Origin of the sequence: Streptomyces sp. TLI_185, assembly GCF_003814765.1 — a bacterium.
GTDB lineage: Bacteria > Actinomycetota > Actinomycetes > Streptomycetales > Streptomycetaceae > Streptomyces.
This window is the reverse complement of sequence record NZ_RKRB01000001.1, coordinates 6,509,398-6,531,652: the sequence shown is the minus strand read 5'-3', so window position 1 is coordinate 6,531,652 and position 22,255 is coordinate 6,509,398. Positions and strand designations below refer to the sequence as shown.

At 67.4% G+C, this 22,255-nt stretch carries 20 protein-coding genes; 9 read left to right on the top strand and 11 right to left on the bottom strand.

Annotated features, from left to right (window positions below):
- Positions 1-101 precede the first annotated feature (101 nt).
- Both EDD92_RS30230 and EDD92_RS30225 read right to left on the bottom strand, forming a co-directional pair.
- On the bottom strand, positions 102-1,289 hold the full coding sequence (locus EDD92_RS30230; protein ID WP_123967255.1) for a DUF4190 domain-containing protein: 1,188 nt from the start codon (positions 1,287-1,289) through the stop codon (positions 102-104).
- A 132-nt stretch (positions 1,290-1,421) separates the two neighbouring features.
- On the bottom strand, positions 1,422-1,868 hold the full coding sequence (locus EDD92_RS30225) for a MarR family winged helix-turn-helix transcriptional regulator (RefSeq protein WP_221268137.1): 447 nt from the start codon (positions 1,866-1,868) through the stop codon (positions 1,422-1,424).
- A 138-nt stretch (positions 1,869-2,006) separates the two neighbouring features.
- Here EDD92_RS30225 and EDD92_RS51405 point away from each other — a divergent pair, with 138 nt between their 5' ends.
- Entirely contained in the window at positions 2,007-2,987 is a 981-nt protein-coding gene (locus tag EDD92_RS51405; protein WP_260326838.1) for an SMP-30/gluconolactonase/LRE family protein, read from the top strand.
- A 16-nt stretch (positions 2,988-3,003) separates the two neighbouring features.
- On the opposite strand, the gene EDD92_RS30215 is transcribed toward EDD92_RS51405, so the two are convergent.
- Positions 3,004-3,828, bottom strand: a complete 825-nt coding sequence (locus tag EDD92_RS30215; protein ID WP_123967254.1) for an SDR family NAD(P)-dependent oxidoreductase — start codon at positions 3,826-3,828, stop codon at positions 3,004-3,006.
- Between the two features lie 112 nt (positions 3,829-3,940).
- On the opposite strand from EDD92_RS30215, the gene EDD92_RS30210 reads away from it, so the two are divergent.
- The 4 genes from EDD92_RS30210 (at position 3,941) to EDD92_RS30195 (ending at position 6,641) form a co-directional block, all read left to right on the top strand.
- Positions 3,941-4,900, top strand: a complete 960-nt coding sequence (locus EDD92_RS30210; protein WP_185124455.1) for a LysR family transcriptional regulator — start codon at positions 3,941-3,943, stop codon at positions 4,898-4,900.
- A 208-nt stretch (positions 4,901-5,108) separates the two neighbouring features.
- The gene (locus EDD92_RS30205) at positions 5,109-5,690 is read left to right on the top strand and encodes a Uma2 family endonuclease (protein ID WP_123967252.1); all 582 of its coding nucleotides are present in this window, start codon (positions 5,109-5,111) and stop codon (positions 5,688-5,690) included.
- Positions 5,691-5,961: 271 nt separating this feature from the next.
- The gene (locus EDD92_RS30200) at positions 5,962-6,237 is read left to right on the top strand and encodes a hypothetical protein (RefSeq protein ID WP_123967251.1); all 276 of its coding nucleotides are present in this window, start codon (positions 5,962-5,964) and stop codon (positions 6,235-6,237) included.
- Complete coding sequence (locus tag EDD92_RS30195; protein ID WP_123967250.1) at positions 6,234-6,641, top strand: PIN domain-containing protein; 408 nt, start codon at positions 6,234-6,236, stop codon at positions 6,639-6,641. The genes EDD92_RS30200 and EDD92_RS30195 overlap by 4 nt, the downstream gene beginning before the upstream one ends.
- Before the next feature lie 319 nt (positions 6,642-6,960).
- Here EDD92_RS30195 and EDD92_RS30185 read toward each other — a convergent pair whose 3' ends face one another.
- From EDD92_RS30185 to ychF, 6 genes are all read right to left on the bottom strand, one after another.
- Positions 6,961-7,989 carry a hypothetical protein gene (locus tag EDD92_RS30185; RefSeq protein ID WP_123967248.1) on the bottom strand — a complete coding sequence of 343 codons (1,029 nt, stop codon included), beginning with the start codon at positions 7,987-7,989 and terminating at the stop codon, positions 6,961-6,963.
- The gene (locus EDD92_RS30180) at positions 7,986-9,266 is read right to left on the bottom strand and encodes a CHAT domain-containing protein (protein WP_123967247.1); all 1,281 of its coding nucleotides are present in this window, start codon (positions 9,264-9,266) and stop codon (positions 7,986-7,988) included. The genes EDD92_RS30185 and EDD92_RS30180 overlap by 4 nt, the downstream gene beginning before the upstream one ends.
- Positions 9,267-9,269: 3 nt before the next feature.
- Positions 9,270-12,842 carry a type I restriction endonuclease subunit R gene (locus tag EDD92_RS30175; RefSeq protein ID WP_260326836.1) on the bottom strand — a complete coding sequence of 1,191 codons (3,573 nt, stop codon included), beginning with the start codon at positions 12,840-12,842 and terminating at the stop codon, positions 9,270-9,272.
- The gene (locus EDD92_RS30170; RefSeq protein WP_185124166.1) at positions 12,842-14,086 is read right to left on the bottom strand and encodes a restriction endonuclease subunit S; all 1,245 of its coding nucleotides are present in this window, start codon (positions 14,084-14,086) and stop codon (positions 12,842-12,844) included. Before EDD92_RS30170 ends, EDD92_RS30175 begins: the two co-directional genes overlap by 1 nt.
- Positions 14,083-15,828, bottom strand: coding sequence for a class I SAM-dependent DNA methyltransferase (locus EDD92_RS30165; RefSeq protein ID WP_123967246.1), 1,746 nt, complete (start codon positions 15,826-15,828; stop codon positions 14,083-14,085). The genes EDD92_RS30170 and EDD92_RS30165 overlap by 4 nt, the downstream gene beginning before the upstream one ends.
- A 289-nt stretch (positions 15,829-16,117) precedes the next feature.
- Positions 16,118-17,206: a redox-regulated ATPase YchF gene (gene ychF / locus EDD92_RS30160; protein WP_123967245.1), complete on the bottom strand. Its 1,089-nt coding sequence runs from the start codon at positions 17,204-17,206 to the stop codon at positions 16,118-16,120.
- A gap of 200 nt (positions 17,207-17,406) precedes the next feature.
- Between ychF and EDD92_RS30155 the strand changes: the two genes are divergently transcribed.
- Entirely contained in the window at positions 17,407-17,994 is a 588-nt protein-coding gene (locus EDD92_RS30155; protein WP_123967244.1) for a DUF6542 domain-containing protein, read from the top strand.
- A gap of 20 nt (positions 17,995-18,014) precedes the next feature.
- Here EDD92_RS30155 and ppgK read toward each other — a convergent pair whose 3' ends face one another.
- Positions 18,015-18,758, bottom strand: a complete 744-nt coding sequence (gene ppgK, locus EDD92_RS30150; RefSeq protein ID WP_123967243.1) for a polyphosphate--glucose phosphotransferase — start codon at positions 18,756-18,758, stop codon at positions 18,015-18,017.
- Positions 18,759-18,787: 29 nt separating this feature from the next.
- Positions 18,788-19,798 carry a 4-hydroxy-3-methylbut-2-enyl diphosphate reductase gene (locus EDD92_RS30145; protein WP_123967242.1) on the bottom strand — a complete coding sequence of 337 codons (1,011 nt, stop codon included), beginning with the start codon at positions 19,796-19,798 and terminating at the stop codon, positions 18,788-18,790.
- A 166-nt stretch (positions 19,799-19,964) separates the two neighbouring features.
- Here EDD92_RS30145 and xseA point away from each other — a divergent pair, with 166 nt between their 5' ends.
- The 3 genes from xseA to EDD92_RS30130 all read left to right on the top strand — a co-directional run bounded on the left by xseA (position 19,965) and on the right by EDD92_RS30130 (position 22,203).
- Positions 19,965-21,173, top strand: coding sequence for an exodeoxyribonuclease VII large subunit (gene xseA / locus EDD92_RS30140; protein WP_123967241.1), 1,209 nt, complete (start codon positions 19,965-19,967; stop codon positions 21,171-21,173).
- A 48-nt stretch (positions 21,174-21,221) separates the two neighbouring features.
- On the top strand, positions 21,222-21,452 hold the full coding sequence (locus EDD92_RS30135) for an exodeoxyribonuclease VII small subunit (protein WP_123967240.1): 231 nt from the start codon (positions 21,222-21,224) through the stop codon (positions 21,450-21,452).
- Between the two features lie 160 nt (positions 21,453-21,612).
- On the top strand, positions 21,613-22,203 hold the full coding sequence (locus tag EDD92_RS30130; RefSeq protein WP_123967239.1) for a malonic semialdehyde reductase: 591 nt from the start codon (positions 21,613-21,615) through the stop codon (positions 22,201-22,203).
- Positions 22,204-22,255: the final 52 nt, after the last annotated feature.

Sequence of the window (22,255 nt, the reverse complement as noted above, 5' to 3'; positions counted from 1 at the left end):
TGGGTTGTGCCGTGCAAGCAAAGGCCAGAGAATCACTCGATGTGATGACATGTGCCCGCGGAGGGCTTTACGCAGGCACTTTCTCCCCGCTATAGCCGTGGTCACACCTCGAACTCGGAGCCACCTCCGGTGCCGTCCTCACCGTCCTCCTCGTCCCGGGATTCGGGCGGGGTCGCGGCCAGGCCCAGAGCCTTGCGGGCGGTGACAGCGCGGTCGGGTGTCGAGAGCGCCATGACGAGGTCGTAGTGCTCGTAGAAGCTGTTCGCGTCACCGGCCTTCGCGGCGCGCGCCCATTCCTCCTGTCGCGCCGCGACCTCCTTGGCGACCTTCGCGACCGGTGTCCTGGCACCGGCCGGCCAGGGGTGGTCGCGCAGCATCCGGGCCTCCTCGGTGAGCGCGGCCGACATCCGTCCGGCCCACTGGCGACTGGACCGCAGATCGTCGTCGGGGCTGTCCGGGGGCTGCCCTTCCAGGGCGGCGTTCTCGATGTCGACGGCCTTGAGATAGACGACCTGGTCGGCGTCCAGGGTCTGCTTGTCGTTGCGCAGCGAACCCTTCAGACCGGCCTTCTCGTCGGTGTTGCCGAACAGACAGGTGACCTCGCGGTCGCCGTAGCGCCAGCTCTGCCGGCTCGGCGTCAGGTAGTACACGTCGACGTCGTCGGGCACGGACCAGGCGTCCATGGCGTAGCCGTAGCGGAGCGCGTAGCACCTGGTGTCGGCGACGTCCGTGAGCCTGCCGTCGCCGGGGTAGTCGGCGCCGCCCGTCATGCGGAAGGTGGCGAAGACCTCGGCGTCGTGCAGGCCGCTGCAGGGCACCTTGTCGACGTCGTAGGCCATGCCCTCCAGGGATCCGCCCGGGGCGTCGAAGCACTCGCCCTTGGTGAGGGAGTAGGCGCTGCCGTGGTCGCGTGCGGCGTCCTTCACCCGGGCGTCGAAGGCGGCACCGCCGACCGGTACCGCCACCCACAGCACGAGCCCGAGCCCGGAGAGGACCGCACCGGTGACGGCCATGCCCCTGCCGCGTTCGCCGGTCCTCCTGATCTGGCGCAGCGCGACCAGCCCCAGCAGCAGTCCGAGGGCCGGAACGAAGCAGAGGATGCCGAGGACCAGGGCGGCAATGGCGACCCCGTTGACCGGCGCGGGGCTGTTGTACGGGCGGTAGCCCTGCCCCCAGGGCTGGTACGGGTACGGCCCGGGAGCCGCGTGGGGCCCCTGGGCGTACTGCCCCTGCGGGAACGGCCCTTGGGGTTCCTGGGGCCGGGGCCCGGGAGGCGGGGGTGTGGACACGGCTACCGTGCTCCTGGTTCGGACGACTGACACACGGAACTGGCGTACGACTGGGCGCATGGTAAGCGTGCGGTGAGGACAAGAGGACCCCCAGCCTCCGTTACGTGCCGGCCGTCGTCGGCACCGCAGCCGCTAGACCCGCCCGCGCTCCGTCTCCAGCAGTGCCACGCACCGCCCCAGCAGCCCGACCAGCGCCTCGCGTTCCTCGTCCGTGAACTCGGCGGCCAGGGCCCGCTCGACGCGTACGGCGCGGGCGTCCGCGTCGGCCATCACCGCGCGGCCCTCGTCGGTGAGACGGGTCTCCAGGACGTTCTTGTGCCACTCGTGGGGGGTGCGCTCGATCAGGGCGCGGTCCTGGAGGTTGTTCAGGACCGTGTTCATCGTCGGCGGGGTGACTCCGCACAGGCGGGCCAGGGCCGCGGCCGAGATGCCGGGGTTCTCGGAGAGGTGGAGCAGTGCCGAGTACTGCGCGACCGTCACGCCGGCCGGTTTGAGGACGGCCGTCTTGGTCGCGCTGAGAGCCTGTTCGGCCCGCTTGAGGTGGGAGCCGAGGCGCTCGGACACGGGCATGGACGTCATCTCCGCATGGTAGCGGCCCCTTTCAACGATCAACATGCATCCATTCGTTAATGCATTGACGAGGATTAGAGTTCTAATCTACGTTCATGCACACAGGAGAGTGAGTACCGAATCGACCCGAAAACGAGAGGCACCGACGTGTCCCGTTCGATCCACCGCCGTACGTTCCTGACCACCGCCGCCGCTCTGGCCGGCGCCGTGGCGCTTCCGGCGACGGCCGCCCGGGCCGCCGCCGCACCCCGCATCAGCACGGCCTTCACGCTTCCCGAAGACCGCGCCTACCCCGAAGGCATCGCGCTCGACGCGCGCACCGGCGACGCCTATGTCGGCTCGTACACGACGGGTGCCGTGTACCGGGCCGCGCGCGGCAGCCGTGCGGCCGAGGTCTTCCTCCCGTCCGGCACCGACGGCCGTACCACCGCCAACGGCCTGAAGGCCGACCGGGCCGGGCGTCTGTGGGTCATCGACTCCACCTCCGGGGTGGACGTCTACGACCTGCGCACCCGCGCCCTGCTCGCCCGCTTCACCGTCCCCGGCAGCGGCCCCTCCTTCGTCAACGACCTGGCGCTCGGGCCGGACGGCACGGCCTACCTCACCGACAGCTCCCGTCCGGTGGTCTACCGCGTCACCCCGGCCGATCTGGGCCGCGCCCGCGGTGGCAGCGCGACCCTCGACGCCGCCTACGACCTGAGCGCCGTGGCCCCGGCCGACGGGCTGCTCCTCAACGGCATCGTCGTCGGCGCCTCGGGGCGGTACCTGCTCGCCGTCGACATGACGGGCGGCGGCCTGTACCGGGTGGGCACATTTACCGGATCCGTACGCCAAGTGGCCCTGGAAGGCGGCGACTTGAAGCACGGCGACGGTCTGGAGCTGGCGCACGGCACGCTGTGGGCCGCGCACAACGCCACCAACACCCTCAGCCGCTGGCGGCTGTCCCCGGACTCCACCTCGGCCCGCCTGGAGCGGCAGTTCACCGACACCGCCCTGCAGATCCCGACCACCCTCGCCCGCACCCACGGCCGGCTGCTGGTCGTCCGCTCGCAGTTCGACAAGGGCGGGCCGATGGGGCCGGGAGTGCCCGAGGAGCCGTTCACCGTGGCGTGGGTGGACGGGATCTGAGGCCCGGTCGGGCGGATCAGTCGCGGAAGCCCGTGCGGCGGGTGCGCTTCTCCCAGGCGAGGACGTCGTCGCGTACCTGGTCGAGGTGGTCGAGGACCGCACTCACGCCGTCGTCGCCGAGCGGCAGGCGCAGCGGGGTCTGTCCGGCCTCCAGCGCGGCCAGGATGAGCGCCGCGGCCTTGGCCGGGTCCCCGGCCCGCTCGTCGAAGCCGGCGTCGACCATCGCGCGCGTCCCGCCCACGGTGGCGTACGCCCCGCCGTCGGCGCTGGCCTGCGTCCCGTCGTACAGCGACGTACGGAAGGCGCCCGGCTCGACGACGAGGACCTTGATGCCGTACTCGGCGACCTCGCCCGCGAGCGCCTCGGACATGCCCTCCAGGGCGAACTTCGTTCCGCTGTACGCCGAGAACCCGGGGTAGGACGTCTGCCCGCCCATGCTGCTCATCTGCACGATCGCGCCGGAGCGCCGGGAGCGCATGTACGGCAGTACGGCGCGCACCAGGGCGGCCGGGCCGAAGACGTGCACGTCGAACAGGGCGCGCAGCTCGTCCTCGGTGGTCTCCTCGAAGGCACCGACATGGCCGCGCCCGGCGTTGTTGACCAGGACGTCGATCCGCCCGTGCCGCGCCACCACGTCCCGTACCGCAGGTTCGGCGGCGGTCGTGTCCGAGACATCGAGCCGCAGCGCCTCGACCTGGTCGGGGTGGGCGGCCACGAGGTCGTCCAGCCCCTCCGGCCGCCGCGCGGCGCCGACCACGACGTCACCGTCGGCGACGGCCGCCTCGGCGACGGCCCGCCCGAGTCCGCTGCTGGCACCGGTGATCAGCCACACCTTGTTCACGAAGACTCACCCTCCCTGGGCAATGCTCGGAGTGACTCCCTGAGCACCTCGTGGACCAGGCTGCTCCTGTGGCGAGATGCCCGTCCAAGACCTACGGTGATAGCCGATGGCTATGACGGCGGACGTTCATGTGCGGGACCTGCGGTACTTCGTCACGGTCGCGGAGGAGCTGCACTTCACGCGCGCGGCCGAGCGGTTGTACGTCTCGCAGCCCGCGCTGAGCAAGCAGATCCGGGCGCTGGAGCGGCAGTTGGGGGTCGAGCTGCTGCGGCGCGACCGGCACGGCATGGCGCTCACCGCGGCGGGCGCGGCGCTGCTGCCGCACGCCCGGCGGGTGCTGGACGCGTGGGCGCAGGCCGCGTCCGTGGTGGCTCAGGCGCGGGCCGCGCAGCGCAGCACCCTGGTGGTGGGCATGAGCACCAGCCCCGGCCGCGGCGGTCTGCTGCCGGCGATCCGCTCCCGCTTCACGGCCTCGCATCCCGAGGCCGCGGTCCGTCTGCGCCAGGTGAGCTGGGACGACCCGTCCGCGGGCCTGGCGGACGGCGACACGGACATGGCCTTCGTCTGGCTGCCCCTGCCCGGCCAGGACCGCTACGCCTGGACGGTCGTCGCCGAGGAACCCCGCCTGGTCGCCCTCCCCGACACCCACCCGCTCGCCTCCCTCCCCGAGATCGACTTCACGGACCTGGCCGAGGAACCCTTCCTGGCCCTCCCGAAAAGCGCGGGGCCGCTGCGGGACTACTGGCTCGCGGTCGACGAACGCGCGGGCCGGCTCCCCCGCATCGGCGCGGAGATCGCCAGCACGGAGGAGACCTACGAGGCCCTGGTCGCCGGCCTCGGCGTCTGCCTCGTGGCGGTGGGCAACGTCCCGCTGATCACCCTGGGCGGGGTGGTGACCCGGCCGGTCCGCGGACTCACGCCAAGCCGGTATGTGCTGGCCTGGCGGAAGGGGGACCGCAGACCGCTGGTACGGGCATACGCGGAGGCTTGCCGGCGGGTGACGGACCAGGTCCGCGGAGGGCCGGGCCGCCCATCGGGGGTGGCCGGGACCAACCGCGATGAGACCGCGTGAGCGTCTGTGCCCTCCGCACTCAGCAAGCTGCACAGGGCCGCGATTGATCCTCGACAATCCACTCACACCGATCGATCAGGGCCTCGCCGGCGAGCGTCTGGCCAACCCCACACGGGCCGCAGGTCCGAGGGTTGCAGGACAGCCAGGAAGGCGGTCGCCCCTTGACGATCTCGTGGCCCGGGCCTGGCTGAGTCGCTACGGTTTAGCCATGACCGCACTGCCCGACTGGATGCGCCCGCCGCGCGAGGAAGGCTGGTTCGCGGAGGACCTGGACCGCCTCCCCGAGGCACCCCGCCACACCGAGCTCATCGACGGAGTCCTCGTCTTCATGATGTCGCCCCAGCGGTCCTGGCACGGCCGCCTCGTCACTTCCCTCACCACCACACTCATGGCGACCGCGCCCGCCGGTTTCGAGGTCGAGCGGGAAATGACGATCCGCCTCGACGAGCGCAACCGGCCGGAGCCGGATCTGCTTGTGACGACCGCCCCCTACGATCCGGACCGCACGTGGTACGCGCCGGAAGAGGTCCAGCTCGTCATCGAGGTCGTCTCGCCAGAGTCCGCCCACCGTGACCGCACAGTGAAGCTGCACAAGTACGCGGACGCCAAGATCCCGCACTATTGGTGCGTCGAGGAAGAGGGCGGCACGACTGTCGTCCACGTCTACGAACTCGACGAACCGACCGGCGTCTACGCACCCGCCGGCATCTTCCGGGGCACCCTGAAGCGGCCTGTGCCTTTCGAGATCAGCCTGGATCTCGACCAGCTCACCCCGCCGAGGAGCAAGTAGGGAGTCAGCACCAGGTCGGCACGGGAATGCGGAAGGGGCCGGGCTCACCGAGCCCGGCCCCTTCCGACCGCTCACACGTTGAAGGGGAACTCCACCACAACTACTCTGACCTGCGGTTATGCAGGCACATCCCAGCACCATCCCAGCACGGGATTCACTGCAAAGTACCAGAAGATCCAGAAGCGCCAAGACTACGCATCAACGCCCGCCCCGGATCCAGGCCGCACAGCGCTCCAGACGCTGTAATAGTTTCTGTACTAGACTTGTGGCCATGAAGTCATCCCGCCCCGGTGGCACGGAGAACATCTCCGTGTCGATGCCCTCCGAACTCCTCGGTGCCCTGCGCACCCGTATCGGTAAGCGCGGCGTGTCCGCATACGTGACGGCGGCAGTCCGGCATCAGCTCGCCATGGACGGCCTCGCCGAGATCGTGGCTGCCTACGAAGCCGAGCACGAGCCGCTGAGCGACGCCGAGGTCCAGGCCGCGCAGAGCGAACTGTTTGGTGACGCACCGGCGCCCTACGCGTCGAACGACAGCGCCGCGTGAAGGAGCCCGCGGCCAGGTCCCTGGTGCTCGACTCCCAGGCGCTGTCGCTACTGCTGCGCAACGACCGCCAGATGATCACCCGGATCGAGGCCGCCCGGCGCGTAGGCGTGCCCGTCCTCGTATCGGCCCTGACTGTGGTGGAGGCCGTCTACGGGAAGACAGATACCGCCCGGCTGCGCTGGGTACTCTCCCGCCTTCAGGTCCAGGACGTCACCCAGGCGGACAGCCTCACCGCGGTGCAGTTGCTGATCGACGCCGGTGGCTTGCACGGTCACAAGTACGCCATCGACGCCCTCGTCGCCGCGATGGTGCTCCGCTCGCCAGCGCCCGTCCTGGTGCTGACCTCGGACCGCGACGACTGGTCGAAACTGTGCGGCGACGGAGTACAGATCAAGGATGTCTGACCTCGGCGTTCACTCAGCTTGAATTCACCTGCTGATTGTGACCGGATCACGACATCTGGACGACGACCTTGCCCTTGGCGTGACCCTGTTCCAGGTGGGCAAAGGCGTCGGCGATCAGCTCGAATACGAGCGCTGTCTCGCCGACCCCGCGGCTGGGCCCAACGAACCCCGTGGGGTCATTTTGAAGGGCCCGGGAGGGGCAAGGTTGAGTGAGCGGTTCCACGGTCGGCTGCGCGAGGCATAGCGGATGAGTGGTGCCGGCGTACACGAGTTGCGCGACGGTGCAGTCCTCTGGCGATGGGGACCTTGGACCGTCTCCTCAGCGCGAGTAGTCCGCGAGGGTGAGTAGCAGGTGTGCCGACTCAGCGCGCACGTGATCGGAATGGGCACCTGCCGGATTGAGGTGGCGCCCGCGAACATACACGTCGGAGGCGTCGATGTTGACGAAACGATGGTCGAGCGCGGAGTGCGGATACCGCTCGTCGAGTGGCAGCAGGGGGGTGGTGAACATGGGCGCTGGGGCCGGACCAATTCCGGAGTGTCCGATGCCAGGTTGCTGCTCGGCCCGCAGGTGCCAGAACCCCGTCGCCCGGTCGTGACGGGAGTAAGTGGCGACGACGGGGCCCCTCAGCGGAGCGCCGTCATGCGCCTCGCTCGGCAGGATGTTCGGAAAGAGCGAGAGGAACGCGTCCCGGCTTGCGGCCATCTGGAATAGCAGCATGCTGTCGGCGGTGAACGGGCGGGATGGCGAGTGGTCCGTCACGCTCCAGCCAAGTGTGTCATCGAGGCGGGCGTCTGCCGACCATTGGACCGCCTCGCACAGGAAGCGGCAGCCGAAGGAGTGCCCGACGAGGTGGAGGTACTGACCGTCTCGGTTGGCGAGCACGGGCGCTGCTCCAGGGTCGGCGCGCTCGGCGTCCAGATAGCCGAGGAGCCGACCCAGGATGTGGGCGGCGTGGCCTCCTCCGTCGCGTGCGCCCATCGCGTGCGCCCGGTCCCGGATCCTGCGGTAGCCGGTGGGGGTGACCAAGCTGGATGATGGCCAGCGCACGACGACACACCATGGGCTGAAGCCCTTGACCGCTAGGGCCGGATAACGGGCCGGGGCTGTCACAAAGACGCCGTGCATCAGAGCCAACAGTCGCTCGGCGGTGCGGTAGGCGGAGTCGGGCGAGGTCTGCCAACCGTGGACATAGACGAGGATGTCCGTCGCCCAGACAGGCGGGGCGAGACGCTCCGCGAAGTAATGGCGCAGCCAGGCCTCGGGCACAGGCTCACCCGTGTCAGCGTCGAGCAGCCAGCCCGTCGCGTCCAGGTCAACGACCTCCACCGTGCCGACACGGTTCACGCCTCGCCTCCACTTGTCCGCTCCAGACGAGCATCCATGCCGCAGTGCAGACCGTAGGCGAACCCCAGGGGATTTCGGTATCGGGCGGCGAAGTCCCGGGCCAACTCATGAGTGATCTGGCCAGCGGTCGCCGCCCCGCGCAAGTAGCGGGTGACGAACTCGAGCGCGTACTCGGCAGCAAACGCCTGCGGCATCGCGATCTGCGGCCCGAGCACACCCTGCGCGCCGTGCTCGATGAACATGCTCCCAAGGAACGCTCGGTCAGCACTCGCCTCGGAGACTCCGGTGTGGCAGGCGTTGAGTAGGACAAGCGGTCGGAAACAACCGTGCCGGTAGTTTGCCCTTAGCTCACGTACGGTGTGGCCGTCGAAGGGGGTGCCGTCGGTGAGCCTGACGACCAGGGTCGGGGGTTCGGGAAGGTTGCCGACGAACTCTCCGTGGCACCAGAAGTACATCAACTGCTCGTCCAGCTCGGGCTTCCCCAGATCGCGGACGAGTTCCTCATAAGTCGTTCGCACGGTGTACTCCGTGCCCACCGCCAGTGCCTTCGCGACTTCATCCGCACGGGTGGCACTGCCCACGCGGACGTCGTGGTTCAGGCTGACCGAGGGCCGCTCGTGGGCTGCTCCTGGCGGCCCGATCCACGCGTAGGCATCACCGGTGTGCTCGATCTGATGCCGATGGCCGAGGAAGCGAGTGAAGAGAACCTTCAAGGTTGCAGGCACAGTGGAATCTTCAGTTGTGCACAGCAATGGCCAGGGCAAATGTAGATCGGAGTCGAACCGTACCCGCAGCCCCTCCTGGGACAAGGCCGAACGCAGGGAGATGCGGAACATCTTGATCGGTTCGTCGTCACCGCGTAGCAGAGTGCTAAACAGCAGTGATTCCCCGCTTCGAGCCAGATCGGCCACTATCCGACGCAGCTCCTCCTCAGGTTCAGCACTGAGGTCCGCGGTCGTTGCGTACGGGCGCCGTCGACCTTGTAGAGGCCGACCCAGGTCGTCGACCGGTTGGAAATCAACGAACTCCGATTTCCATCGGGCACGAAGCCGGGCCGCCGCCCCATGGACCTCATCAGGCCGGGCATGCAGGTCAACCTTATGCTCGGTGCCGTGGAGTGCCGGAACGGCCGATCCTGACATCCGCGCCCGGATCCGACCTCCACCGAGGACGTCGAAGCTGACGCGGAGGTCGGGAGCCTCCGTCGTCAGGTGCGGCAAGAAGCGGAAGCCGTCGCTGGGGTCCTGAACAATGCGGGTGGTCAATTCACGGGGCATCAGTCAGGCCCTCCCCGTGCGTGGCCGCAGCTGTCTATTCCCCGACCCGCTGGGCTTCGTCTCCGTGATGGACAGATCGGACTCCACCTGCTGCAAGACGGTGCCTGTGTCGTGATGTACCAGGGTGAACCGGATCCGGTGTGTGCCGGGCTCCAGGGCCGTGAAGCGGAACTGTCCGGATTCGGCGTCTCCAGGGTGGTACGCCATCGTGGCTGGTGCAACCTCCGCGCCGCTCAACGGCACGGCCACGATGTCCAGCGCAGGCCGCTCACCCGGGCGGGCCCATGGATGCTGGGGCTCAGCGATCAGCTTCAGTGTCACGTGTACTGGAGACCCCACACTGGGGTTGTCGTCCAAGAGCGTCAGATGCGCTCGGCAGCGTGGCGGTGCCGAAAGCGCCGGAGGTACCACGTCAACATCAACCACGCTGCCGGCGACTGCATAGGGGGCGACCGCTGCTTCGTAGAAGGCATCCGCGAGGGCCACGATGATCGAGTTGATCGCCGGCCCGTCGGTGAAGAAGTAGTCAGCCATCGTGTTGTGAGCGTCCTGGTTGTCTGCGACTGCCTCCGTGACGGCGGCTTGGAAGTCCTGTGACTCCAGGAACTGCTTCTTAGAGTTCACCTTGGTTTGCTGGACCAGGTTCGGGTCGGCGAGCAGCAGTTGCAAGAGGCCCTGTACAAACTCCCTGATCTGGGAAGCAGCGAACGTTTCGGCGCCGAAGAGGTCGTTCATCTTGTCTATGACGACCTGAAGCGCGACGTACTTCGGATCCTTCTTCGCTCCCGTACCGGCGGCGCTGATGCCCTTCAGCTGCCCGTCACCCACGAGTGAGATGTCGACCGGGATCGCCTTGTTGTGCTTGACCCCGACCAGCACCACGTCGGAGAGGTCTACGTCGGCCGCCCAAGCGGACTCGGCAATCACCTTCTCCAGCAGGCGCAGGAAGATCGAGAGCATCTCCATGTATGGATCGCCGTAGTCGACGATCTGGGACATGAAGTCGTAGAGCCGTACGTAGGTGGAGACGTCCTTGCGGAACAGGTCGAGCTCCTGGAGCTTAACCTTGTCCTCCTCTTCGATGGCCCGCGCGTAGCGGCGCCGGAAGTCGTGCTGCGCCGGGCTGATCGCCGCCGAGAGAGCGTTGTTGCCCTTCCGCGTCACCCACAGTTCGGCGACCTTGCGGACATCGTCCTCGGTGTAGACCCCGGCCTGGGCGAGCTTGTTGGCCAGGTGGACGACGACATACGGGTCGGTCTCGGTCTCCAGAGTCGCGTTCTTGAAGTACGGCTCGAAGGCCGTCTTGATGTCCTCGGGCTTGTTGGCGAAATCGATGACGAAAGTCTTGCGCTTCTGCTCCCCACCAGCGGTGCGGTGGGTGCGGTTGAGGCGCGAGAGCGTCTGTACCGCGGTGACCCCGGACAACTTCTTGTCGACGTACATCGCCGAGAGCAGGGGCTGGTCGAAGCCGGTCTGGAACTTGTTGGCGACCAGCATGATCTTGTAAGTATCGCCTTTGAACGCGGCCGCCAGATCAGCCCCGGCGCCGGGGTTCATGTTGGCCTCGGTAAATTCGTCGTCCTTCGACGGCTGCGGGCCCCAGTCGCTGTGCCAGGTCTCGTCCTCGGGCATGGTCACCCCGCCCGAAAAGGCGACCAGGGTCCGGTAGTTGTACGAGGCGTCCTCGGCGCGGCGCTTAGCGATGTAGGCGTCTATCGCCAGCTTGTATTTCACCGCGGACTTGCGGGAGTCGGTCACCACCATGGCCTTCGCCTTACCTTCGAGGAGGTAGGCGACGTTGGCGTGGAAGTGCTCGACGACGATCTGCACCTTCTGGCTGACGTTCGTCGGGTGGAGCTGAACCCACCTCATCAGCCCCTTGCGGGCGGCAGCCTCCTCGACCTCGCTTCCGTCACCGGCCTCGGCCTTGCCGGCGATCTGCAGCGCGGTGTCGTAGGACTGGTAGCCCTTGAGGACGTCGAGGATGTATCCCTCCTCGATCGCCTGCTTCATCGAGTACAGGTGGAACTCGCGCGGCTTGCCGTCGGCCCCCTTACGGCCGAACAGTTCGAGGGTCTTGTTCTTCGGCGTCGCGGTGAAGGCGAAGTAAGAGATGTTCTCCGATTCGGCACGCTCGGTCATCTCCGAGGCAAGCACCGACTCCACATCGACCTCGCCGCCCTCCTCGATCTCCTTGAGCTCCTCGGCTGTCAGTACCTGCTTCAGCTTCGAGGAGATCTGCCCCGACTGTGAGGAGTGCGCCTCATCAGCAATAACGGCGAATCGCTTGCCCTTCAGGCTGGCGTCGGTCCGGATCTCTTCCAGCGCGTGCGGGAAGGTCTGCACTGTCACCGCGATGATGAGCTCGCCGCTCTTCAACGCCTGCGCCAGCAAACCCGACTTCGACTTCGCGCCGGCCTTGCGGACGTCCTCGGGACTGATCGTCGCAACAATCTTCTTGTTCCCGTCGATCTGCCGGATCGCATCCTGCAGCTGGGAGTCGAGCACGGTACGGTCCACGACGACGATGACGGAGTCGAAGACTTTCTTGTCGTCGGCATCATGCAGTCGGGCCAGCCCGTGGGCGGTCCAGGCGATGGTGTTCGTCTTTCCTGAGCCGGCCGAGTGCTCGATCAAATACCGGTGCCCGACACCCTCCTCCTTGACTGCGGCGACGATGCTCGTGACGGCCTCCCACTGGTGGAAGCGCGGGAAGAGCATGCTCGTACGCCGCACCGAGGTGCCGGTGGTGACGTCCCACTCCTCCTTGGTCTGCACGATCGTCAGCCGCCCGATGACGTTCAGCCAAGCGTGCTTCTCCCAGACGCGTTCCCATAGGTACGCCGTCGCCGACCTGTTGTCCGCGCCGGGCGGGTTGCCGGCGCCACTGTCGAAGCCGATGTTGAACGGAAGGAAGTGGGTCTTATCCCCCTCCAGCTTCGTGGTCATGGCCGCCAGGCCGTTGGAGACCGCGAAGTGCACCAGCGCCCTGTGACCGAACGACAGCAGCGGCTCTGGGCGCCCGTTCGTCAGCGGGTTGCGGTCGTGCTTGTACTGGTTGATCGCCTCGTCCAGCGACTGGGTGAAGTCGGTCTTCAGCTCCACTGTGGCCACCGGGAGCCCGTTGACGAAGAACACCAGGTCGATGGTGCGCTGGTCAGCGGTCGAGAAGTGCACCTGCCGCACCACCCGCACCCGCATCGCCTCGTAATGCGACACGGTGGTTGCATTGAGAGAGGTTTCGGGGCGGAACTGCGCCATCTTCAAGCGGCCGCCACCGATGTACTGAACTCCGTTGCGCAGGATGTTCAGCGTCCCGCCGCCGTGCTCAAGCGGCTTGTCCAACGCTGCGGTCAGCACGTCAAGGAACTTCGCCTGCGACCCCGCCGCCTTCAGCGCCTTCTCGTACGCCGTCTTCTGCGTCGCCTCCAGCCAGGCGAACAGATCCGCCGGGAACAGCGCCCGCTCACGGTCGTACTCGCCACCGTCGTGGTCATTCACCGAGTACAGCCAGCCGCGTGCCTCGAGGTACTCGCAGATCTCCTTCTCGAAGACCGCCTCGTTGTGGTCGGCCATCACGGCACCTCGTGTACGTCGATCTGCCCAGTCACCGCAGCCGTGATCAACGCCGACCGGCGCTCCTTGGAGAACTCAATGAACCGCCCGGTCTCCTCAATGAGTGTGTCGATCTTCGCGGTCGCATGACCGACCTCCGCCACGAGCGCACGTTGTTCCTCAAGCGAAGGAACCGGAATGCGCAGGGAGCCAATAATGTCGGAGTTCAAGTTGTCCATCGTCGATCCAACGGAGGCCAATGCGAGTGCATCGCGGTTGCGCCGGCTGCTGAACACGACTGCTCCGAACGCTGGCTCGATGAAGGCCCGATTGAATCGGACTAGCGCCGAGCCCGTCCCGCAGAGGAAACCCACTGCAGGTGCCTCTACGACCGCACAGCGTCCAAGTTCTCCTCGACGGGCAGCGATCAAATCACCTTCTTCGAGAGCATGGCGCGCAAGCTGTGCAGCCTTGTCAGCACCGACCGCGACTCGCGGATCGGGGACGACCTCACCTGCGACGATATGGGATGGGTTGATGATCGGCATGCCGCCATCCTCATACTCATCGGACTTCAACTGGCTGCCGAACGGGCCCGTCTGAATCAAGGCGGTAACTGCCTTCAACGGCGTGTTCCAGTCAAGGAGCGCCACACTTCGCTCTACAACCGACCACCGCCGCTCGCGGAGCATCTCGATTAGCCGCTGCTGCTCCTCAATGAGTGTGTCAATGCGGGCCGTTTCGCGGTCGAGGTAGTCGGCGATGGCGCGCTGTTCTTCCAGCGGCGGCACTGGGATCGCCATGCTCAGGAAGACGTCGGGGTAGATCCGAAGGCGCGACGACCAGATGCCGCGGGAGAGGCGAGTCATCTCCATCACATACGGGGTCGATCGGTAGAGGTAGTCGTAAAACCCCGGGCAGAAGGCTGCGTTCGGACGCGGCCTGTACACACCGTACGCAGGGCTCACGATGCCTGCCTGCTTCGAGACGCCGAGCGCCCCCATCCACGCCCACATCGTGTTGATGACGAGATCGCCCGCGTCCACAAGGCGGTAGCCCTCGAGGCTCTCCGCTGCAGTCATCGTCACGTTCTTCTCCGACCTCGGGGTGATCCCGGTCAGATGCGACACGCTGAGAAGTTCCTCTGTGCCTTCGGGCGAGACAGACAGCGACTCCGCCAGGAGTTCTTTGTTTCTGCTCCAGCGCCAGTGGGATGGGACGTTGCCAGCCCAAGCCTGCTCAAGATCAAAATGTGCTTGTGTCATCCCTCAACCTCCCGCAGCAGATCGAGGATCTTGGCTACTTGCTTCTCCAGGTCGGCATCGATCTCCGCGAGTGGACGAGGCGGAACGTACTTGTAGAAGTGCCGCGTGAAGGGGATCTCGTACCCCGTCTTGGTCTTGGCCCAGTCAATCCATGCGTCAGGAACGTGCGGCTTCACCTCCACGTCGAAGTACGCCTGGATCACTTCGCGCTCCCCTGCCGCGCCGACTTTCGAGCCGCCGTAGGTGAAGGGCACATTCTCGGTGTCACGCTTCTTCGAATCGGGCTTCGGGTCACCCTTGCGGTTGACGACAGGGTTGCCGCCCTCGTCCAGCAGTGGGCGCTCTACGGTGACCGTCCAGTAGCCGAACTCGTCGTTGCGCAGCACCTTGGAGAGCTCGGGATCGGCGTCCTCGAAGTCGTCGTATAGCCGCAGGACCTCGGCGCGGTCGGCGTCGCTGATCTCGCGTCCCTTGGCACCGAGGTTCTTGCGCATCTTGGTCCAGAACGACGTGCCGTCGATCAGTTGCACCTTGCCTTGGCGGTCGGGGTGCTTGGTGTTGTCCAGGATCCAGATGTAGGTGGCGATGCCGGTGTTGAAGAACATGTTGGTCGGTAGGGCGACGATCGCCTCGACGAGGTCCTTCTCCAGCAGCCACCGGCGAATGTTGGAAGGGCCGGATTCGGCGGCTCCGTTGAAGAGCGGGGAGCCGTTCATGACGATGCCGACGCGGCCGCCCCCATCCTCGGGTGCGCGCATCTTGTGGGCCAGGTGCAGCAGGAAGAGCATCTGCCCGTCGGACGTCGCGGGGAGGCCCGGTGCGAAGCGGCCATAGGGGCCGGCGGAGTCTCGCTCCTCCTTGATCGCCTTGGCGTACTGCTTCCAGTCCACGCCATACGGCGGGTTGGACATGCAGTAGTCGAACTGTCGGCCCTTGAAGGCGTCGTCGGTGAGCGTGTTACCGAAAGCGATGTTGGTCGCGTCGTGGCCCTTGGCGAGCAGGTCAGACTTGCAGATGGCATACGACTGCGGGTTGTACTCCTGGCCGTACAGGCCGAGCTTCGCGCCGGGATTCTCGGCGAGCAGGTGCTCCTCGGCCAGGGAGAGCATGCCTCCGGTGCCAGCGGTGGGGTCGTACAGCGATCGGATGATGCCGCCCTCGGTGAGGTCGACGTCCTTCTCCGCGAAGAGGAGGTCAACCAGCAGCCGGATCGCGTCGCGCGGCGTGTAGTGGTCGCCGGAGGTCTCGTTCGCTGCCTCGTTGAACTTGCGGATGATGTATTCGAAGGCGTCGCCCATGTCGGAGTTCGACACCACATCAGGGTGGAGGTCGACCTTGCCGAATGACTTAACGATCTCGCGTAGGAGCCCGGCCTTCTCCAGGGCCACGATCTCCTTCTTGAAGTCGAAGTACTCGAACACGTCCACGTCGCTGGAGAACCGGTCGATGTAGTCGGCCAGGTTGTCCGCCAGCCCGTCCGCGTCGGCCAGCAGGTTCGCGAACGAGTAATTGGAGGTGTTGTAGAAGGTCCGGCCTGTGGCCTTCTTGACCTCGACCTTGAGCCGGTTCGGGTTCTCGAACTTCGCTGCCAGCTCTCGCACCGTCGCCTGATCGGGCTCAAGGATGCAGTCGAGCCGCCGCAGGATCGTGAACGGGAGGACCACGGTCCCGTACTGGTTGGGGCGATAGGGGCCCCGAAGTTGGTCAGCGATAGACCAGATGAAGCTACCGAGCGCGCTCACAAGTTCCTCACGAGAATCGTCTTTCAGTGCCGATCACTTTGCCAGAGCCAGCAGTCGCCGTCCCACGGTTCGGCCACTCACCTGAGCAGAACCCAGCACCGGCGCCGCATCCACGTCCCAGCACAATCCCAGCACGGTACGGATGACCAGGGATGACGACAGGTGACGAGGGATCAGCTATCCCAGCACCATCCCAGCACGGGAAAAAACCAAGGGCCCGACCCCGAAGAGCCGGACCCTCTCTGACCTGCATGTTTGCCAGATCAGCGACGTGGTGCTAAGTCACCCGCTACACGTTGAAGCGGAACTCCACCACGTCCCCGTCCTGCATGACGTAGTCCTTGCCCTCCATCCGCGCCTTGCCCTTCGCGCGGGCCTCGGCCACCGAGCCGGTCTCCACCAGGTCGGCGAAGGAGATGACCTCCGCCTTGATGAAGCCCTTCTGGAAGTCGGTGTGGATGACACCGGCGGCCTCGGGGGCGGTGGCGCCCTTCTTGATGGTCCAGGCGCGGGATTCCTTGGGGCCGGCCGTGAGGTACGTCTGCAGGCCGAGGGTGTTGAAGCCCACGCGCGCGAGGGTGGTGAGGCCCGGCTCCTCGGCGCCGACGGACTCCAGGAGCTCCATGGCGTCCTCCTCGTCGAGCTCGGCGAGGTCCGCCTCGAGCTTGGCGTTGAGGAAGATCGCCTCGGCGGGGGCGACCAGGGCGCGCTGCTCGGCCTTGAAGTCCTCGTCGACCAGCTCGTCCTCGTCGACGTTGAAGACGTAGAGGAAGGGCTTCGTGGTCAGCAGGTGAAGGTCGTGGAGGAGCTCCTCGTTGCCGGAGCCCTGGACGATGCCCGCCGAGAACAGCGTGTCGCCCTTGTCCAGGATCTCCTTGGCCTCCTCGACCGCCTTGACCTTCGGCGCCACGTCCTTCTTGATCCGCGACTCCTTCTGGAGCCGGGGCAGGACCTTCTCGATGGTCTGGAGGTCGGCGAGGATCAGCTCGGTGTTGATCGTCTCGATGTCGTCCTTCGGCGAGACCTTGCCGTCGACATGCACGACGTTCTCGTCCTTGAAGGCACGGATGACCTGGCAGATCGCGTCGGACTCACGGATGTTCGCGAGGAACTTGTTGCCCAGTCCCTCACCCTCGGACGCGCCCTTCACGATGCCCGCGATGTCGACGAAGTCGACGGTCGCCGGGAGGATGCGCTGCGAGGAGAAGATTTCGGCCAGTTTCGTCAGCCGGGCGTCGGGGACGCCGACGACACCCACGTTGGGCTCGATCGTGGCGAACGGGTAGTTGGCCGCGAGCACGTCGTTCTTGGTCAGGGCGTTGAACAGGGTCGACTTGCCGACATTCGGCAGACCGACGATTCCGATCGTGAGCGACACGTTGCGACTTCCCGTACGTGAGAGACATCAGGGGACTGGGGGCTGCGGGCCCGGTCCTTCTTCGGTGCACGGGCGGGCCGATCCACCAGTCTACGGCGTACCGGTCCCCGCCCCGGCGCCCCGTCGAACGCTTGGCCAGGCTCCGACCCTCGGCGTGTCTGAGGGGCGATTGCGCACATAAACCGACCTAAGTTGGTCCGGTGGAGCAACACGGGTCGGGACCACCGCACAACGGAACGCGACGCGGCACCTCCCCGCTGCCCCCGCAGGCGAAGCGCGGCGGAAGCGGTGGGGGTGCGGGCGGTGGTGCCCGACCTGCCGGACAGCGCCGCCCCGCGACCCGCCCGGCGACGCGGCAGCCCGGCCCGCCGCCGGTCGAGAAGGCACGGCGGCTGCCCAACCCGCGGCTGACCGGGCTGGGCAGCGGTCTGTTCTGCGGGGCGCTGATGTTCGCGCTCGGCTGTCTCGACCAGCTGCTCTTCGGGGCGTCGCTGACGCTGTACGGCGTGCTGTTCCTGCCGGTGTGCCTGCTGACCGCGGTCTGGGTGCGCAAGAGCGACCTGGCGACCACACCCGTCGTCGTACCGATCGCCTTCGCAGCGGGCCTGCTCCCGGTGGCCGACAGCAGCGGCGGGCTGCTCGGCCGGCTGATGGGCCTGGTGACGGCACTGGCCACTCAGGCCGGGTGGCTGTACGGGGGAACCCTCGTCGCGGGCCTGATCGTCACGGCACGCAAGGCCGCCCTGATGCGACGCCAGCGCACCGGCCGCCGTCCGCCCCGGTACTAGACCCTGACCGAGGCCCAGCCCTAGCTCTCCGCGGCGTGCATGGCCGCCCCCACGATCCCTGCATTGTTCTGCAGCTGCGCCGGGACGATCTCCGCCTTGATGCCGTCGATGAAGGGCAGGAACTTCTGGGACTTTCGGCTGACGCCGCCGCCGATGACGATCAGTTCGGGTGAGAACAGCATCTCGACGTGGGCGAGGTACTTCTGCACGCGGTGCGCCCAGTGCTCCCAGGTCAGCTCGCCGTCCTCCTTGGCCTTGCTGGAGGCACGCTTCTCCGCGTCGTGGCCGTGCAGCTCCAGGTGGCCCAGCTCGGTGTTGGGCACCAGGGTGCCGTCGACGAACAGGGCACTGCCGATGCCGGTTCCGAAGGTCAGCAGGATGACCGTGCCCCGGCGGCCCCGGCCCGCGCCGAAGTGCATCTCGGCGACGCCCGCCGCATCCGCGTCGTTGACCACCGTCACCGGCAGGCCGCCCAGGCGGGCGCCGAACAACGCGCCCGCGTCCGTGTCGATCCAGCTCTTGTCGACATTGGCCGCCGTGCGGATGGTGGATCCGCCGGTGACCACGCCGGGGAAGGTGAGGCCGACCGGGCCGGTCCAGCCGAAGTGGTCGACGACCTGCTTCACGCCGTCGGCCACGCCGTCGGGTGTAGCCGGGTTCGGAGTGAGCACTTTGCAGCGCTCCTCCGCCAGGTCGCCCTTGTCCAGGTCCACAGGGGCGCCCTTGATCCCGGATCCACCGATGTCCACACCGAAGATCTGCATGGCTCTACGTTACGACGAACGACTGACAGTCACTCCGGCGAGGTGCCGGTTCGCTCCGCGATCAGCGCCGCCGCCTCCTCGCGCAGGTCCCGGCGGAGCTCCTTGGGCAGCGAGAACGTGATCGACTCCTCGGCCGCCTTGACGATCTCGACGTCCTCGAAGCCGCGCTGCGCGAGCCATTCCAGGACCTGCTCGACCAGGACCTCGGGAACGGAGGCGCCGGAGGTGACGCCGACCGTGGACACGCCCTCCAGCCAGGCCTCGTCGATCTCGTCGGCGAAGTCCACGAGGTACGCCTCGCGCGAGCCCGCGAGCTTGGCGACCTCGACGAGCCGCTTGGAGTTGGAGGAGTTGCGGGAACCGACGACGATCACCAGCTCGGCCTCGGCGCCCATCTGCTTCACCGCGAGCTGGCGGTTCTGCGTGGCGTAGCAGATGTCGTCGCTGGGCGGCGAGATCAGCTGCGGGAACTTCTCCTGCAGTGCGTCGACGGTCTCCATGGTCTCGTCGACGGAGAGGGTGGTCTGGGAGAGCCAGACGACCTTGGACGGGTCGCGGACCTCGACCTTGGCGACGTCCCCCGGCCCGTCCACGAGCTGGATGTGCTCGGGGGCCTCACCGGAGGTGCCGATGACCTCCTCGTGGCCCTCGTGCCCGATCAGGAGGATGTCGTAGTCCTCGCCCGCGAAGCGGACAGCTTCTTTGTGGACCTTGGTGACGAGGGGGCAGGTCGCGTCGATGGTCGCGAGCCTGCCGCGCTCGGCCTCTTCGTGGACGACGGGGGCGACGCCGTGCGCGGAGAACATCACGATGTTCCCCTCGGGGACCTCCTCCGTGCGCTCGACGAAGACGGCACCCTTCTTCTCCAGGGTCTGCACGACGTACTTGTTGTGCACGATCTCGTGCCGGACGTAGATCGGAGCCCCGTACTGCTCCAGGGCTTTCTCGACGGCGATCACGGCGCGGTCCACACCCGCGCAGTAGCCACGGGGGGCGGCGAGCAGGACACGGCGGCCAGGCGAAGCAGTCATGCGGTCCATCGTAAGGCCGCGTTCGGGGGGACCGAAGATCGCATCGCCCCCGCCGCCCCGTCCCGACCCGACCCTGGGGGCTGCGCCCCCAGACCCCCGCTTTTTCGGCCTGAACGGCCTCGTCCTCGAACGCCGGACGGGCTGGAGTGTCAGCCTCGGCCGATACGCTCCCCGCATGGCTCTCAACACGTCCGCAGAAGCGCCCCTGCCCGTCGGTGAGGTGTCGCGGCTCATCGGTGGGTGGATCGACCGGCTGGGGGCCGTCTGGGTCGAGGGGCAGATCACTCAGCTCTCGCGGCGGCCCGGCGCCGGGGTGGTGTTTCTGACCCTGCGGGATCCGTCGCACGACATCTCCGTCGGCGTCACCTGCTACCGGCAGGTCTTCGACGCCGTCGCTGATGTGGTGAGCGAGGGTGCGCGGGTCGTCGTACTCGCGAAGCCGGAGTGGTATGCGCCGCGGGGGCAGCTGTCCCTGCGGGCCGCCGAGATAAGGCCGGTGGGGGTCGGTGAACTCCTCGCGCGGCTGGAGCAGTTGAAGAAGTCCCTCGCCGCGGAGGGGCTGTTCGCGACCGAGCGGAAGAAGGCCCTGCCCTTCCTGCCGCAGCTCATCGGGCTGGTCTGCGGCCGCGCCTCCGCGGCCGAGCGGGACGTCCTGGAGAACGCCCGGCACCGCTGGCCCGCCGTCCGCTTCGAGGTGCGCAACGTCGCCGTACAGGGCGTGCACGCCGTCCCGCAGGTGGTGCAGGCCGTGAAGGAGCTCGACGAGGCCGGCGAGGTGGACGTCATCATCGTCGCGCGCGGGGGCGGGAGCGTGGAGGATCTGCTTCCGTTCTCCGACGAGCAGCTCGTGCGCGCCGTCGCCGCGTGCCGTACGCCCGTCGTGTCCGCCATCGGGCACGAGCCCGACAACCCGCTCCTCGATTACGTCGCCGACCTGCGGGCCTCCACCCCCACCGACGCGGCCAAGAAGGTCGTACCGGATGTCGGGGAGGAGTACGAGCGCGTGCAGCAGTTGCGGAATCGGGCGCGGCGGTGCGTCGAGGCGCTGGTCGAGCGGGAGGAGCGCGGGCTCGCCCAGGCGCTCGCCCGCCCCTCGATAGAGGATCCGCACCGGATGATCGACGAGCGGGCCGATCATGTCGCCGCCCTGGTCGACCGTTCGCGGCGCACGCTCGGGCATCTCCTCGACCGCGCCGTCTCCGAGCTGACGCACACGCACGCGCGCGTGGTGGCCCTCTCCCCCGCCGCCACCCTGAAGCGCGGTTACGCCGTGCTGCAGAAGTCCGACGGGCATGTCGTCCGCACCCCGGACGAGGTGACGGCGGACGAGACGCTGCGGGCGCGGGTGGCCGAGGGCGAGTTCACGGTGGTCCGGGCCGACTGAGAACGCAGGGAACACGGCAGGGTTCGAGTCGATGCATAGGGTGGGTGGATGACCAGCAAGGTGGATGAGGCGCTCGGCTACGAGCAGGCACGGGACGAGTTGATCGAGGTCGTACGACGGCTCGAGGCGGGCGGTACGACGCTGGAGGAGTCCCTGGCGCTGTGGGAGCGGGGCGAGGAGCTGGCCAAGGTGTGCCGGCGCTGGCTGGACGGGGCGCGCGCCCGCCTGGACGCGGCCCTCGCGGAGGAAGAGGCCGCGGAAGAGACCGGCGGCGAGTAGCGCACGACAAGGGGCGGTGGCAGCGGTCTGCTGTGAAGCAGATCACCACACCCCGATTGTTGTTGAACTTTGAACCTTCCTTCGCGTACCGTCTGTTCCGTCAGTCGATCCGGACCGCGGTCCGGATCGGATCCAGGCGCCACCCCGAGGAAGTTCCCGCATGTCTCTCGTTCTTGACCCCGCCGCCCAGGACCTGCTCTTCCGCGAGGCCCGTACCGCGAACACCTTCACCGACGAGCCGGTGACCGACGAGCAGATCCAGGCGATCTACGACCTGGTCAAGTACGGCCCGACCGCCTTCAACCAGTCGCCGCTGCGCGTCACCCTGGTCCGCTCCGCCGAGGCCCGTGAGCGCCTGGTCAAGCACATGGCCGAGGGCAACCAGCCCAAGACCGCCGCCGCCCCGCTGGTCGCGATCCTCTCCGCGGACAACGAGTTCCACGAGGAGCTGCCGACCCTCTTTCCGCACTTCCCGGCCGCCAAGGACGTCTTCTTCGCCGAGCGCCCGGCCCGTGAGGGTGCCGCCGGCCTGAACGCCGCGCTGCAGGCCGCGTACTTCATCATCGGTGTCCGTGCCGCCGGTCTCGCCGCCGGCCCGATGACCGGCCTCGACTTCGCGGGCGTCCAGAAGGAGTTCCTGGACGACGACCACACCCCGCTGATGGTCGTCAACATCGGCAAGCCGGGCGAGGACGCCTGGTTCCCGCGCTCCCCGCGCCTGGAGTACGACCAGGTCGTCACCACGGTCTGAGCGACCCCGAACACGCCGAAGGCCCCCGCGTCACCGCGGGGGCCTTCGGCGT

What these genes read in the sequence shown, in the direction of transcription:
- EDD92_RS30145 (WP_123967242.1), bottom strand. Translation starts at nt 19,798, where the DNA reads ATGGACCGCATGACTGCTTCGCCTGGCCGCCGTGTCCTGCTCGCCGCC.
- EDD92_RS30130 (WP_123967239.1), top strand. Translation starts at nt 21,613, where the DNA reads ATGTCTCTCGTTCTTGACCCCGCCGCCCAGGACCTGCTCTTCCGCGAG.
- EDD92_RS30200 (WP_123967251.1), top strand. Translation starts at nt 5,962, where the DNA reads ATGAAGTCATCCCGCCCCGGTGGCACGGAGAACATCTCCGTGTCGATG.
- EDD92_RS30170 (WP_185124166.1), bottom strand. Translation starts at nt 14,086, where the DNA reads ATGACACAAGCACATTTTGATCTTGAGCAGGCTTGGGCTGGCAACGTC.
- EDD92_RS30135 (WP_123967240.1), top strand. Translation starts at nt 21,222, where the DNA reads ATGACCAGCAAGGTGGATGAGGCGCTCGGCTACGAGCAGGCACGGGAC.
- EDD92_RS30205 (WP_123967252.1), top strand. Translation starts at nt 5,109, where the DNA reads ATGACCGCACTGCCCGACTGGATGCGCCCGCCGCGCGAGGAAGGCTGG.
- EDD92_RS30175 (WP_260326836.1), bottom strand. Translation starts at nt 12,842, where the DNA reads ATGGCCGACCACAACGAGGCGGTCTTCGAGAAGGAGATCTGCGAGTAC.
- xseA (WP_123967241.1), top strand. Translation starts at nt 19,965, where the DNA reads ATGGCTCTCAACACGTCCGCAGAAGCGCCCCTGCCCGTCGGTGAGGTG.
- ppgK (WP_123967243.1), bottom strand. Translation starts at nt 18,758, where the DNA reads ATGCAGATCTTCGGTGTGGACATCGGTGGATCCGGGATCAAGGGCGCC.
- EDD92_RS30210 (WP_185124455.1), top strand. Translation starts at nt 3,941, where the DNA reads ATGACGGCGGACGTTCATGTGCGGGACCTGCGGTACTTCGTCACGGTC.
- EDD92_RS30180 (WP_123967247.1), bottom strand. Translation starts at nt 9,266, where the DNA reads ATGCCCCGTGAATTGACCACCCGCATTGTTCAGGACCCCAGCGACGGC.
- EDD92_RS30225 (WP_221268137.1), bottom strand. Translation starts at nt 1,868, where the DNA reads ATGACGTCCATGCCCGTGTCCGAGCGCCTCGGCTCCCACCTCAAGCGG.